The following is an 11,763-nucleotide window of genomic DNA, read 5'->3' as shown; positions in this document are numbered from 1 at the left end:
CGAAGGACTGGCTGCAACAGGCAGGTCTCCTGGCTCCCGGGTCGTTGCGTCTACCTACCTTCCCGGTTTCCCAGTGGTATGCGAGGAAGACACTCGCCGGTCACAGTTGCGGGTACAGCGCCGGATTGTCACCGGCTTCCCTTTTCACCCCGGTTTCCCTGGGCACCTGTTACGGGGAGGGCGGTTAAGCCCGCAAATTGCGCAGGTCAATCCCCCTCCCGCTTGCGGGAGGGGAAGGGGAGGGTGCGAGCGAAGCGAGCTTGGTGCGGTTTCAGGCCCTCCCCCGGCCCCTCCCGCAAGCGGGAGGGGAGATGTATGCTCACCTCTCCACCCCCTTGACCTTCCCCCATTGCCGGGCCGCTGTGTAGCCCAGATAGCCGGTGCCGAAGAGCGCGTAGAGCGGTTCGGGCAGGCCATTCAAATAGGCGTTCATCCCCGCCGCAATGTCGAGCGCGGCTTGCGGGCGGAAGGCGGCGATCAGGCCCATGGGCAGCGACCAGAGGATGATGGCGTACATCACATATAGGAAGCTGGGCCTTGCCCGGCTGGTCCATGGGTCAGGCGATTGTGCCTCGGCGAGGATGGCCGAAAGCTGGGTGCGCAGCGTTTCCAGTTCCTGGCTGCCCTGTAATTTGATCAACTCGATCTTCGCCGCATCGCGCGCCTTCGGGTCTGGGATCAGTTTGTCGATCAGCGCAGCGATGGGGCCGATCAGGGTTTCGATTATGGCCATATTTTTCCTCCAAAGGTCTCACTTAAGTCACACTTGAAACGGGGGCATTCAGCCAATCCGGTTGGCCAACCAGCCATAGACAAAGGCTTCTTGGCTTGGTCGCGCTTCTGCGATGTTGATATAATGCGCGCCCTGCAGTGCCTCGACGGCCTTAAGCAGCACTGACTCCCCATTGCCGCCGCGTTTGCGCAGGAAGGCTTGCAGAGCGGTGATGGTCGCGGGACCGATCTGTCGGTCGACGGCAAGGTCGGCATAGTCCCGGCCTTCACGGTTGAGCGCATTGAGCGCACGTTGCAAAAAGGCGGTCGCTGTGCCTGTGCCCATGTTGATGCCGGTATCGAACAGTTCAGCCGCCAGGGCAGGGGCTTGGATGGCCACTTCGTCAAAGCGCGGCTTGAACCAATATAGCCGTTTGTAGATTGCCGCCGCATCGCTACGCGGCAAGGCGCGCATGTCGCCGACATATCCCTGTCGCCGGGCAACGGCCTCTGTTATCCCCCAATTTGTCGGCCCGCCGCGATCGGCTGGATGGTTCACATATCCGCCCTCGCGTTCGATTACGTCGTCGATCAACTCGTCAATATTGGTCATTGTTTCGATCCATTCTTGTGACAGGCGAATCAAATAACCAAATAGGTACAATGTAGGACAGAGAAAAATCCAGTCGCTCGGATACGGGGCTTTTCCTGTGCTGCAGGATTTTTTTAATCGCGCGATTAAATCTTATTGCCCGACAGGCTGAATGGCGTATTGAAGAATCAATAACTGCCCGAAGGCATGACAGGAGAGGTCCCAAGATGAATTTCGATTTTTCCGAAGAGCAACTCGCGCTGAAGGATGAGGCACGCAAATTTCTCGCCGCGAAATGCCCGCCCGACCGCGTCCGCAAATTGATGGATGAGGATAGCCCGGGTTTTGATCCGGAGCTTTGGGCGCAGGTCGCCGAGCAGGGCTGGCTGGGCGCCGCAATTCCGGAAGAGCATGGCGGGCTTGGCCTTGGTTATCTTGAGCTGTGCTGCATTGCCGAGGAGTTGGGCCGTGCGGTTGCGCCGGTGCCTTTCGCCTCGACGGTTTACTTCTTCGCTGAAGCGTTGCTGCGTGCGGGCAGTGCCGAACAGAAGGCTAAATATCTGCCGCAGGTCGTCACCGGCGAACTGATTGGCACCATCGCCAGTGCAGAGCAGGCAGGTGCAGTTTCCGCCGCCAATATTAGCGCTGAAGTATCGGGCGGCAAGCTGACCGGTGTTAAACTGCCTGTCACCGACGGAGCGGTTGCGCACCATGCGGTGGTTCTTGCGAAAGAAGGCGGCAAGCCGACGCTGTATCTGGTCGACCTCAATGGTCCCGGCGTCACCCGTGAAGCGGTCAACACCATCGACCGATCGCGCGAAGCGGCGCGAGTCGAATTCAAGGATGCGCCGGTTGAGCGGCTGGGCGAAGTGGGCGATGGCCTCGCGCTGTTTGAAGCCATTAACGACCGCGCCGCGGTGTTGATTGCGTTCGAACAGGTCGGCGGCTCCGACATGTGCCTTGAAATGGCCAAGAATTACGCGCTCGAACGCTTTGCCTTTGGCCGCGCAATCGGCGGCTATCAGGCGATCAAGCATCGCCTCGCCGATATGTACGCCAAGAACGTGCTCGCACGCGGCAATGCTTATTATGGCGCCTGGGCACTCAACAGCGATGCCCCGGAATTGCCGATTGCCGCGGCTGGCGCTCGCATTTCGGCGTGCGATGCCTATTGGTTTGCGGCCAAGGAAAATGTCCAGGTGCATGGCGGCATGGGCTTCACCTGGGAAATCGATGCCCACCTGCATTATCGCCGCAGCCGCCAGCTGGCGCTGGTTGCTGGTTCGGCGCGCAACTGGAAACACCGTTTGGTCAGCATGCTTGAACGCCGCAACGCGGCCTGAAATTTTTAGGGAAGGAACGAGAAAATGGATTTCAACGACACTCCCGAAGAAGCCGAATATCGCGCCAAGGTTCGCGCGTGGCTCGAAGAAAACGCGCCGCGCGGCGTGAAGGGCGCATCGCTCGGTGACGAGGATGAAAGCCAGATGGATGCGTGCAAGGCATGGCAGGCCAAAAAGGCTGCGGCTGGATACGCACAAATCCGCTGGCCCAAGGAATGGGGTGGCGGTGGCGGCACCACCATCCAGAGCGTGATCTTTGCGCAGGAAGAATCGCGCATGGGCGTGCAGCTTGGCGGCCCGTTCGCGATCGGCCTTGGCATGTGCATCCCTACCGTGATGGCGACCGCTGACGACGAAACCAAGAAGCGTTTCGTCGGCCCAGCCGTGCGCGGCGAAACCATCTGGTGCCAGCTTTTCTCTGAACCCGCTGGCGGATCCGACGTTGCAGCCATCCGTACGCGTGCGATCAAGGATGAAAGCAGCGTCGATGAAAATGGCGATTTCGATTGGGTCGTCAACGGCCAGAAAATCTGGACCTCGGGCGCGCATTATGCCGATTATGGCATCGTCCTCGTCCGCACCGATCCCGATGCGGTGAAGCACAAAGGCCTCACCATGTTCTGGATCGACATGAAGTCGCCGGGTGTGCAGTGCAAGACGATCCACCAGATGTCGGGCGCGCGTGGCTTCAACGAAGTGTTCTTCACCGATGTTCGAATCAAGGACAGCCAGCGCCTCGGTGCGCTCAACGATGGCTGGAATGTGTCGATCATCACGCTGATGAACGAGCGTGCCTCGGTCGGCGGTGGCGGCGGTGCGCGCGGCGGCGGTGCGATCAAGGCATTGCAGGTAGCGCAGAAAATCCGCGACGAAAATGGCGATCCGCTGTCGAATAACAGCACGGTGCGCGAAAAGATTGCCGAACATTATGTTCGTGCCGAAGGGCTGCGCTTCACCGGTATGCGCTCGCTGACCGCACTGTCGCAGGGCAAGACGCCGGGGCCCGAGCAATCGGTAACCAAGCTGGTGCAGGCAGCCGGCATGCAGGATCTGGCCGAATTCATGGTCGATTTGCAGGATCAGGCAGGCATCATCCGCGATCCTTCGCTTGCGGTTGAAAATGCCGATTTCCAGGAGATGTTCCTTGGATCACCCGGTGGTCGTATCGCGGGCGGGACGGACGAAATCCTGCGCAACATCATCGCTGAACGCGTACTTGGCCTGCCCGGTGAAATCCGCGTCGACAAGGGCGTACCGTTCAAGGACCTGCCCACCGGGCGTTGATAGGAGGACAGGTGATGACGTTTCCCTTGCCCAATGTGTCGAATGACTTGAACGGGCGGGTGGCGCTCGTCACTGGTGCCTCGTCGGGCTTCGGTGTGCGTTTTGCAAAGGCGCTTGCCGCGTGCGGAGCCAAGGTCGGGTTGGCGGCGCGTCGCGTCGACCGTCTCGAGGCGGTTGCGGAGGAAATCCGCGCCGCAGGCGGCGAGGCAATCTGCATCCCGATGGATGCGACCGATGCCGATCAGCTGTTCGCGGCGGTCGATACGCTCGAAAAAGCCTATGGAACGGTTGATATCCTCATCAACAATGCAGGCATTCCGGATGCCCAGCGCGCGCACAAGATGGAGGTCGAGCTGATCGACCGAGTGCTCGGGGTCAATCTCCGTGCGCCCTATATCCTCTCATGCGAAGTGGCGCGGCGGTTGATGGCGGCGAAAAAGCCGGGACGGATCGTCAATATCAGCTCGGTTGCGCATTACAGCTATTCGGGCAATGGTGCGGCGCTGTACGCGATTACCAAGACGGCGGTTGCGCGGATGACCGAGGCTCTTTCGCTCGAATGGGCGAAATATGACATTAACGTCAACGCGATCTGCCCCGGTATGTTCAAAACCGAAATGCTTGACGGCATGCTGGAACGCGTCGGTGACCTCAGCCAGCATGTGGTGCGCAAGCGCGTTTGCGACCCTGCACAGATGGACAGCACCTTGCTCTATCTCGTATCACCCGCATCCGAATGTGTGACCGGCGCGGTCATCCGCGTCGATGACGGGCAGAGTGCGCGTAACTAATTCAGAAATAACAGGATCAGGAGAAGGATAAATGGCAATCAAGACCCGCATCACCGAAATGTTCGGTGTCGAAACCCCCATAGTCATGGGCGGCATGACCGGCGTGGGCTATGGCGAGCTGGTGGCGGCTGTCGCCAATGCAGGCGCGCTCGGCTTCATCACCGCGCATATGTTTGAAAGCGGGCAGGCGCTGTTTGACGAGATCGAAAAGACCCGCAAGCTGACTGACAAGCCCTTTGGCGTAAACCTGACTTTGCTGCCCTCGATCAATCCGATTCCGTATGACGATTATCGTGAAGCAATCATCGCCTCGGGCGTGAAGATTGTGGAAACCGCTGGCCGCGCGCCGACCGACCACTTGCCGCGTTTCAAGGAAAATGGCGTCAAGGTCATCCACAAATGCACCAGTGTGCGCCATTCGGTTTCGGCTGTGAAAAAGGGTGTCGATGTGATTTCGATCGACGGCTTTGAATGCGCTGGCCACCCCGGTGAGGATGATGTGGGCCTTGTGGTGTTACTTCCCGCCACCGTCGATGCGCTGCCAGATACCCCGATCATCGCTTCGGGTGGCATGGCAGATGGCCGCAGCCTGGTTGCGGCACTCGCGCTTGGTGCCGATGGCGTCAATATGGGCACCCGCTTCTGCGCGACCGTCGAGGCCAACATTCACCAGAATGTGAAGCAGAAGATCGTCGACAATACCGAACTCGACACGGTCCTGGTCGGACGCAGCCTTCGCAACACCGCCCGCGTTGCGCGCAACGCGATTTCGGAGCAGGTCGCAGAAATCCAGAAAGACCCGACCAAGACCTTTGCCGATGTGAAGGAATTGATGGCGGGCGTGCGCGGCCGTGAAAATGTGCTCGCGGCGGGCGATACAGATGGCGGTATCTGGACCAGTGGGCAGAGCCAGGCGCTGATCCACGACATCCCGACATGTGCAGACCTCGTCAAGAACATCATGGCGCAGGCCGAGGCAGTGCGGAAACGGATAGCTGCTTAAGAGGGGTTTGGGAAAAATTGGTCGGGACGAGAGGATTCGAACCTCCGACCCCCACACCCCCAGCCGACTTTTGGGGTGTTTTTAGTGCAACCTAATGGAACGGAAATACTTGTATAAGTAACTGAAAAACGATATGAAAAGATGAATATCGTTGTTCAAAGTGTTTCCATTATGTTCCATTTTGTTTCGTCAAGTTGCACCATGAGTGCACCACCAGTACCCTTTTTGTTCCATGAGGGGTGCTCTTAATATGCGCTATGCATTTACACAAATGTCGATCGACAAAATGCAAATTCCTAACGCGATGGTGGAGCATCGTGACACGCGGCTCAAAGGACTTGTTCTTCGCATTACACCGACTGGAACAAAGTCTTGGTACTGTGAATATGCGCGGGGAAAGCGCATCATGCTTGGTCGAGCGGATGCTTTGGGCGTAGCAGATGCGCGTGAAAGTGCGCGGGCGATACTTGCGGATGTCTACCGGGGTATAGATCCCATGGAGGCTCGGAAGCCCAAACAAGTAGTTCCGACCTACCGCGCGTTCCTTCAGGGCGACTACTTGGCCTGGGCCAAATCCAGCCAGCGCTCCTGGAAGCAGAACGTAAATCGGTTGCAGACTGCGTTCAAATCGCTGCTTGACAAGAAACTCGACAAGATAACCGGTCTCGATATTGAGCGCTGGAGAGGGCAACAGGTCGAAAGAGGATTAAGCAATCAAACGATCAATCGCGACATTGCGTCAATCAAAGCGAGCTTTAATCGGGCGGTTGACTGGGGCATTTTGCCGCACAATCCCCTTTCAAAGGTCAAAAAGGCGCGGGTTGATGATTGTCTGAAAGTGCGCTTCCTCAGCGCAGGCGAAGAAGGACGGTTGCGAAGAGCAATCGAAGAACGTGAAGAGAGCCGAAGGGTCGAACGGGAATCCGCCAATCGATGGAGAACCGAGCGTGGATATGTTGTCCTACCAGATTTAAGGGATGTCGTGTTTACTGATCATGTAAAACCGCTCATTCTATTATCGCTCAACACGGGATGCCGTCGCGGCGAGTTGTTTGATCTTACATGGTCGAATGTGAATCTAGATCGGCGAATTTTGACTGTCACGGGCGCCACCGCCAAATCCAGAAGAACACGGCATATTCCGCTGAATCGCGAAGCAACATCCACATTGCTAAACTGGCGGGCTCAATGCGATGATTTGTCGGGCCTGGTATTTATGAATGAGCAAGGCCAGCGTTTTGATCGCGTCAATTCCTCCTGGAGACGACTGCTCAAAGCCGCTCAAATCGAAGATTTCCGCTGGCATGACATGCGGCACCATTTCGCATCGAGATTGGCGATGGGTGGCGTTGATCTAAACACCATTCGCGAACTGCTAGGCCATAGCGACTATGCAATGACCTTGCGATACGCACATCTTGCTCCTGAATTTAAATTGAAGGCCGTTGAAGTCTTGGATGAAGTACGAGAAGCAGCCAATTTCGGCGCACAAGTTTTGCCGTTTCGGCGTTAGACAGCCAGCCCGAACCAATCGATCCGGAGTCGATCAAATCCGATCTTGGTGCCCTCGACGATTACGCTTCCCGATCCAGGAAATTCGATGTCGTCAGGCACCTCAATGACCCAGATCGTGTTGTCATCGGTTTTTACGATTTTCCCACGTCGGCTTTGCCTGACTTGGCCTGACACGCGAATTCTTTCACCCGAGCTCACATTGCCTCCACATCAATTTTGCCAGAATGTCAGGACATTCCGGACATAGGACGGTGTTTCACCATTGAGAGGAATTCCTCTCACACGAGAAACTGCGCCCGGTCCAGCATTGTATGCTGCTACCGCGAGATGAACCACGCCAAACCGATCCAGCATCTGGCGCAGGTAGCGCGCTGCGCCGCTTATGTTGGCATAGGGATCGAAGCGATTGGTGACACCTAAATCCTTGGCCGTTCCGGGCATCAACTGACCAAGCCCTGCAGCACCAGCATGGCTGACTGCTGTTGGATCGTAGCGCGATTCCGTCCAGATGAGAGCATCGAGAAGCCCGACCGGTAGTCCGAACCGGGTTTCGGCGGCATAAACGTGAGGAAGAAATGCCGCTCGTCGGAAATTTGTCCGAGGTTTTTTTGGCTTGGGCTGAGGAGTCGTCTTCAACTGACCGCGTTGACCGCCATCATTGGCCAAATGTTCGGCCACTTCTTCCCGCAGCGGTGGTGCCCAGTGGCCATGTTCAATCAATTGAAATCCCGACGCGTCATTGATTCGGTAGCCGAGCGAGGACGTTTCGGAGGCTTCGATGGGCGTTTGGCTCGAAACTATAGCCTGTGGTTCATCCGGTAGTTCGCTCGCAAAAGCCGCTGAAAGTGGCAGTGCGGCGAAAAATCCCAGGGCGATATATCTCATCACTCATTCCTTCTCGCGATTGTTGATGCGAGAACATACAATGAACATGTATGTGTAGGAAAACTCCACACGGCGCAGAGTGGAGGCAGCCAAGGCCACAGCAAGCCTTTGGCAACAGGAATGATCGATGACGAAGACCGCAAAGCATGTGCCCATTGCCCTCGAAAGACGCGCACGACAGATTGTTGACGCGCTTGGCGGCCGTTGGACGGGCCGGCAGGGCATGTGCTGCTGTCCGGCCCACGACGATAAGACCCCGTCGCTTTCCGTCGGGCTGACAAGCAATGCGATCCTGTTCCATTGCTTTGCGGGCTGCACCAGCGATGAGGTACTAGAAGGCCTCAAGCGTCATGGCATCCAGCCGCGCGATCTGTTCGATGGGAAGGGCGGACCGATCACTATGGCCGCGAAGCCATTCGGACCAGATGCCAACGCTTGCAGGCTTTGGCGCGAAGCTGTTCCGCTCGCGGGGACGATTGCCGAGCGCTATCTCGTCAATCGATCAATACCACTTCGTTCATCTGAATTGCGGTATCTCGACCGAACGCCGTTGGGACGAAAACCCGACGTTCGCTTTCTGCCGGCACTCATTGCCGCGGTACGAATGGATATCGGCATCGTCGCTATCCATCGGACATTCCTCGACCCTGTCACCGCTAGCAAAGCTGATTTCTTCAAACCCAAGCGTGCGCTGGGGCAATTTGGGGCAGGCGCCATCCGTCTGGCAGATCCGATTGATGGAAGGCTGGGACTGGCTGAAGGAACCGAAAGCGCCTTTTCGGCGCAGGTGCTGTTTGGCATTCCTTGCTGGGCCACTCTCGGAAATGAGCGGTTCGGCATCGTCTCCATTCCCGAAAGTGTCACCGAGCTGCATCTGTTTGTCGATAACGACAAAGGGGGCGATCTGGCGCTGAAGCGCGGAATGGAGGCTTACGAGCGCGCCGGACGAACGATCATCCCGCACAAGCCTGACCGTCCGGACGATGATTGGAACGATGCGCTGCGAGAACAGCTTGGCACGACTGCGGCTGCCTGACGGCAGCGTAGAGTGGAGGAGGCCGTTCGTCTTCTGAGGCCCGGTCGGCAATCCTGCGAAGATCGCTGGCCTCTTTCAGGAGGCCCAACCCATGAACCAGCCCGCGTTCATTCTCGAATTCTCGCCTAACGAACTTCCAGCAATCACCGCTGCGCGCAGCCTTGCGGACGATCTTGCCGCCAATGTACCAATCACCCGCAAGCTTCTCTCAGAGACCTTCACCCGACTGACGGGTGCAACCGATGCAGACAACCGCTGGTCCCTGTCTGATACCTACGCGTCGGTGGAATTGGCGCAACTCCTCTATCTGCAGGCGACATCCTCGATCACGCCCGATAGCCAAATGCCAGAAGCCTTTGCCTGCTTCGACAAGCTCGAAAGCCTAACCCCCATCCAGCATAACCGGTCCGAAGAACAGGTTCGCTTCCAGCAATTCTCGACACCATTGCGCCTAGCCTGGATTGCGGCGCGTGCAGCTGCATTGTCGAGCAGCAATCTGACGCTCGAACCGTCTGCGGGAACCGGCATGCTCGCCTTCTGGGCCAAGCAGAGCGGCTCCAAACTTGCGCTCAATGAAATCCATGTCTTGCGGCGCGATGCACTCCATGCGCTCTTCCCGGACGTAAGGATTTCGATGCATGACGGTGAGCTCATCGAGGAGCTTCTCGATCCTGCGATCCTGCCGGATACGGTCCTGATCAATCCACCCTATTCAGTCGGGCTCGAACGCGGCGAAGATGGCCGAACGGGCGCTCGCCATTTGCGCTCTGCGCTCGCCCGATTGGCGGTCGGCGGCAGGGCGGTTGCGATCATGCCCGAATGGTTCGACCTCCATGCCTTTGTCGAGCGTTCGCGGATGCCCGTTGCCGTCCGGCTCAATGCATCAATGGATCGCGCTTTCGCACGTGCGGGAACTTCAATTTCAACGCGGCTTATCGTTCTCGAAAAGGTTGACGATAGCCGAGCCACGGTAACCTGCCATATCGGTGATTTCAGTGAGCTTGTGTCGCTTGTCGATGCCCTGCCGATTCGTGCTTCGCGCCAGCCGCTGGCTGTGCCCGCCCGACCCTTAAGGCCCGCTCTGCGAGTTGCGCCGCGAACGATAAGCCGCCCAATCGCGCCGGCTCCTTCGATCTCATCCAACGCTGCTGAACCGCATGCGCTCGAGTTTGTGCCGCTCAATGAAGCGGCTCCCATATCCGAACAGGTCGGTCATTATCTCCCATATCGGCCCAGCCGGATGATCATTACCGGCGCGCGCAATCACCCTACGGCACTTGTGGAATCGGTCGCGATGGGCTCGATTGCCGCACCCATTCCCCATGTCCAGCCGCTGGTCATGGCAAATTGTGTTGCTGACGGGCTGCTGTCCGACGCGCAGCTCGAAACCTTGGTCTATGCAGCAAATGCCTTCGAGCGCGATCTTCCCGGCCTCTATCTGCCCCATGACAATGGATGCACTTTGCAGCCGCATGAAGAAGGCTCAGTCTATCGTTGCGGCTATTTTCTGGGCGACGGTACCGGAGCCGGAAAGGGCAGGCAGGTTGCAGCCATTTTCCTCGACCGCTGGCTGCGCGGCGAACGCCGCCATATCTGGTTGTCAAAGAATGAAGCGCTGCTGGAGGACGCACGGCGCGATTGGAGTTCGCTTGGCGGTTTGCCGCTCGACGTCCAGCCGCTATCGCAATGGAAACTCGGCCAGAATGTCACAATGGGAGAAGGCATTTTGTTCGTGACCTATCCGACGCTCCGGTCGGGCCGCGCTGATGCGACACGGCTGCAGCAAATCCTCGACTGGACGGGCGAAGATTTTGATGGTGTGATTGCCTTTGATGAAGCCCATGCAATGGCCAATGCTGCAGGCGGCGAGGGAAGCCGCGGTAAGGTCAAAGGCAGTGAGCAGGGCGTTGCTGGTGTACGCCTCCAAAATCTTCTGCCCCGCGCGCGTGTCCTTTATGTCTCCGCAACCGGCGCGTCTGATGTGAATAATTTGGCCTATGCAGCGCGGCTTGGCCTGTGGGGACCTGAGACCGCCTTTGCGACGCGTGAGCGCTTTGTCGATGATATTCGGAAAGGTGGCATTGCAGCGATGGAGCTGGTCGCCCGCGATCTCAAATCACTGGGCCTTTACACAGCCCGTGCGCTCTCCTTTGCGGGTGTCGAATATGAGATATTGGAGCATGAACTGATCGAGGCGCAGATAAAGGTCTATGATGCATATGCCGAGGCCTGGGCGATCATTCACAGCAATCTGGGCGAAGTGCTCGAAGCCACCCGCATCGTTGACGCAGATAGCGGCAATACGCTCAACAAGGGTGCCAAGGCAGCAGCGCTTTCGATCTTCGAAGGCACCAAGCAGCGCTTCTTCGCACAGCTTCTCCTCTCAATGAAGCTGCCAAGCCTGTTGCCAGCGATCGATGCGGCGCTGGCCGAAGGAAACTCCGCCGTGATCCAGCTCGTATCGACCGCCGAAGCCATGCTTGACCGCCGGCTTGCCGATTTGACACCTGAGGAGCGTGAGCATCTCGAAATCGATCTCTCGCCGCGCGAATATGTGATCGACTATCTGGTACAGAGCTTTCCCGTCCGGTTGATGCAGGTCT

Annotated in this window: 11 protein-coding genes and 1 riboswitch; of the genes, 7 read left to right on the top strand and 4 right to left on the bottom strand. The window is 57.8% G+C overall.

Translation table 11 applies throughout. The features are described 5' to 3' along the window. Position 1: 1 nt before the first annotated feature. Positions 2 to 185, bottom strand: a riboswitch (cobalamin riboswitch). Positions 186 to 319: 134 nt separating this feature from the next. Further along, positions 320 to 733 carry a holin family protein gene (locus tag PKC81_RS04475; protein WP_324333527.1) on the bottom strand — a complete coding sequence of 138 codons (414 nt, stop codon included), beginning with the start codon at positions 731 to 733 and terminating at the stop codon, positions 320 to 322. A gap of 48 nt (positions 734 to 781) precedes the next feature. Beyond that, positions 782 to 1,324: a glycosyl hydrolase 108 family protein gene (locus tag PKC81_RS04470; RefSeq protein WP_324333525.1), complete on the bottom strand. Its 543-nt coding sequence runs from the start codon at positions 1,322 to 1,324 to the stop codon at positions 782 to 784. 206 nt (positions 1,325 to 1,530) lie between these two features. On the opposite strand from PKC81_RS04470, the gene PKC81_RS04465 reads away from it, so the two are divergent. The 5 genes from PKC81_RS04465 to PKC81_RS04445 all read left to right on the top strand — a co-directional run bounded on the left by PKC81_RS04465 (position 1,531) and on the right by PKC81_RS04445 (position 7,237). Next, positions 1,531 to 2,646 carry an acyl-CoA dehydrogenase family protein gene (locus PKC81_RS04465; protein WP_324333522.1) on the top strand — a complete coding sequence of 372 codons (1,116 nt, stop codon included), beginning with the start codon at positions 1,531 to 1,533 and terminating at the stop codon, positions 2,644 to 2,646. A gap of 24 nt (positions 2,647 to 2,670) precedes the next feature. Next, the gene (locus PKC81_RS04460) at positions 2,671 to 3,930 is read left to right on the top strand and encodes an acyl-CoA dehydrogenase family protein (RefSeq protein ID WP_324333520.1); all 1,260 of its coding nucleotides are present in this window, start codon (positions 2,671 to 2,673) and stop codon (positions 3,928 to 3,930) included. A 14-nt stretch (positions 3,931 to 3,944) separates the two neighbouring features. Further along, a complete protein-coding gene (locus PKC81_RS04455) occupies positions 3,945 to 4,721 on the top strand; it encodes an SDR family NAD(P)-dependent oxidoreductase (protein WP_324333518.1) in 777 nt (258 codons plus the stop codon). 31 nt (positions 4,722 to 4,752) lie between these two features. Continuing rightward, positions 4,753 to 5,724: a nitronate monooxygenase family protein gene (locus tag PKC81_RS04450; protein ID WP_324333516.1), complete on the top strand. Its 972-nt coding sequence runs from the start codon at positions 4,753 to 4,755 to the stop codon at positions 5,722 to 5,724. A 250-nt stretch (positions 5,725 to 5,974) separates the two neighbouring features. Then, entirely contained in the window at positions 5,975 to 7,237 is a 1,263-nt protein-coding gene (locus tag PKC81_RS04445) for a tyrosine-type recombinase/integrase (RefSeq protein WP_324333514.1), read from the top strand. Here the strand turns inward: PKC81_RS04445 and PKC81_RS04440 are convergent. Next, positions 7,234 to 7,413 carry a DUF5818 domain-containing protein gene (locus tag PKC81_RS04440; RefSeq protein WP_115549004.1) on the bottom strand — a complete coding sequence of 60 codons (180 nt, stop codon included), beginning with the start codon at positions 7,411 to 7,413 and terminating at the stop codon, positions 7,234 to 7,236. The genes PKC81_RS04445 and PKC81_RS04440 overlap by 4 nt on opposite strands. 36 nt (positions 7,414 to 7,449) lie before the next feature. After that, complete coding sequence (locus PKC81_RS04435; RefSeq protein ID WP_115549003.1) at positions 7,450 to 8,124, bottom strand: lytic transglycosylase domain-containing protein; 675 nt, start codon at positions 8,122 to 8,124, stop codon at positions 7,450 to 7,452. Positions 8,125 to 8,251: 127 nt separating this feature from the next. Between PKC81_RS04435 and PKC81_RS04430 the strand changes: the two genes are divergently transcribed. Then, complete coding sequence (locus tag PKC81_RS04430; RefSeq protein WP_115549002.1) at positions 8,252 to 9,160, top strand: toprim domain-containing protein; 909 nt, start codon at positions 8,252 to 8,254, stop codon at positions 9,158 to 9,160. 91 nt (positions 9,161 to 9,251) lie between these two features. Continuing rightward, a partial coding sequence (locus PKC81_RS04425; protein WP_324333509.1) for a strawberry notch family protein occupies positions 9,252 to 11,763 on the top strand: 2,512 nt, incomplete at its 3' end.

It is taken from the genome of Sphingorhabdus sp. (assembly GCF_035329025.1).
In the GTDB taxonomy this organism is placed as follows: Bacteria; Pseudomonadota; Alphaproteobacteria; order Sphingomonadales; family Sphingomonadaceae; genus Sphingorhabdus_B.
This window is presented reverse-complemented; position numbering and strand designations above follow the sequence as displayed.

What these genes read in the sequence shown, in the direction of transcription:
- PKC81_RS04470 (WP_324333525.1), bottom strand. Translation starts at nt 1,324, where the DNA reads ATGACCAATATTGACGAGTTGATCGACGACGTAATCGAACGCGAGGGC.
- PKC81_RS04450 (WP_324333516.1), top strand. Translation starts at nt 4,753, where the DNA reads ATGGCAATCAAGACCCGCATCACCGAAATGTTCGGTGTCGAAACCCCC.
- PKC81_RS04445 (WP_324333514.1), top strand. Translation starts at nt 5,975, where the DNA reads ATGCGCTATGCATTTACACAAATGTCGATCGACAAAATGCAAATTCCT.
- PKC81_RS04455 (WP_324333518.1), top strand. Translation starts at nt 3,945, where the DNA reads ATGACGTTTCCCTTGCCCAATGTGTCGAATGACTTGAACGGGCGGGTG.
- PKC81_RS04460 (WP_324333520.1), top strand. Translation starts at nt 2,671, where the DNA reads ATGGATTTCAACGACACTCCCGAAGAAGCCGAATATCGCGCCAAGGTT.
- PKC81_RS04475 (WP_324333527.1), bottom strand. Translation starts at nt 733, where the DNA reads ATGGCCATAATCGAAACCCTGATCGGCCCCATCGCTGCGCTGATCGAC.
- PKC81_RS04465 (WP_324333522.1), top strand. Translation starts at nt 1,531, where the DNA reads ATGAATTTCGATTTTTCCGAAGAGCAACTCGCGCTGAAGGATGAGGCA.
- PKC81_RS04430 (WP_115549002.1), top strand. Translation starts at nt 8,252, where the DNA reads ATGACGAAGACCGCAAAGCATGTGCCCATTGCCCTCGAAAGACGCGCA.
- PKC81_RS04435 (WP_115549003.1), bottom strand. Translation starts at nt 8,124, where the DNA reads ATGAGATATATCGCCCTGGGATTTTTCGCCGCACTGCCACTTTCAGCG.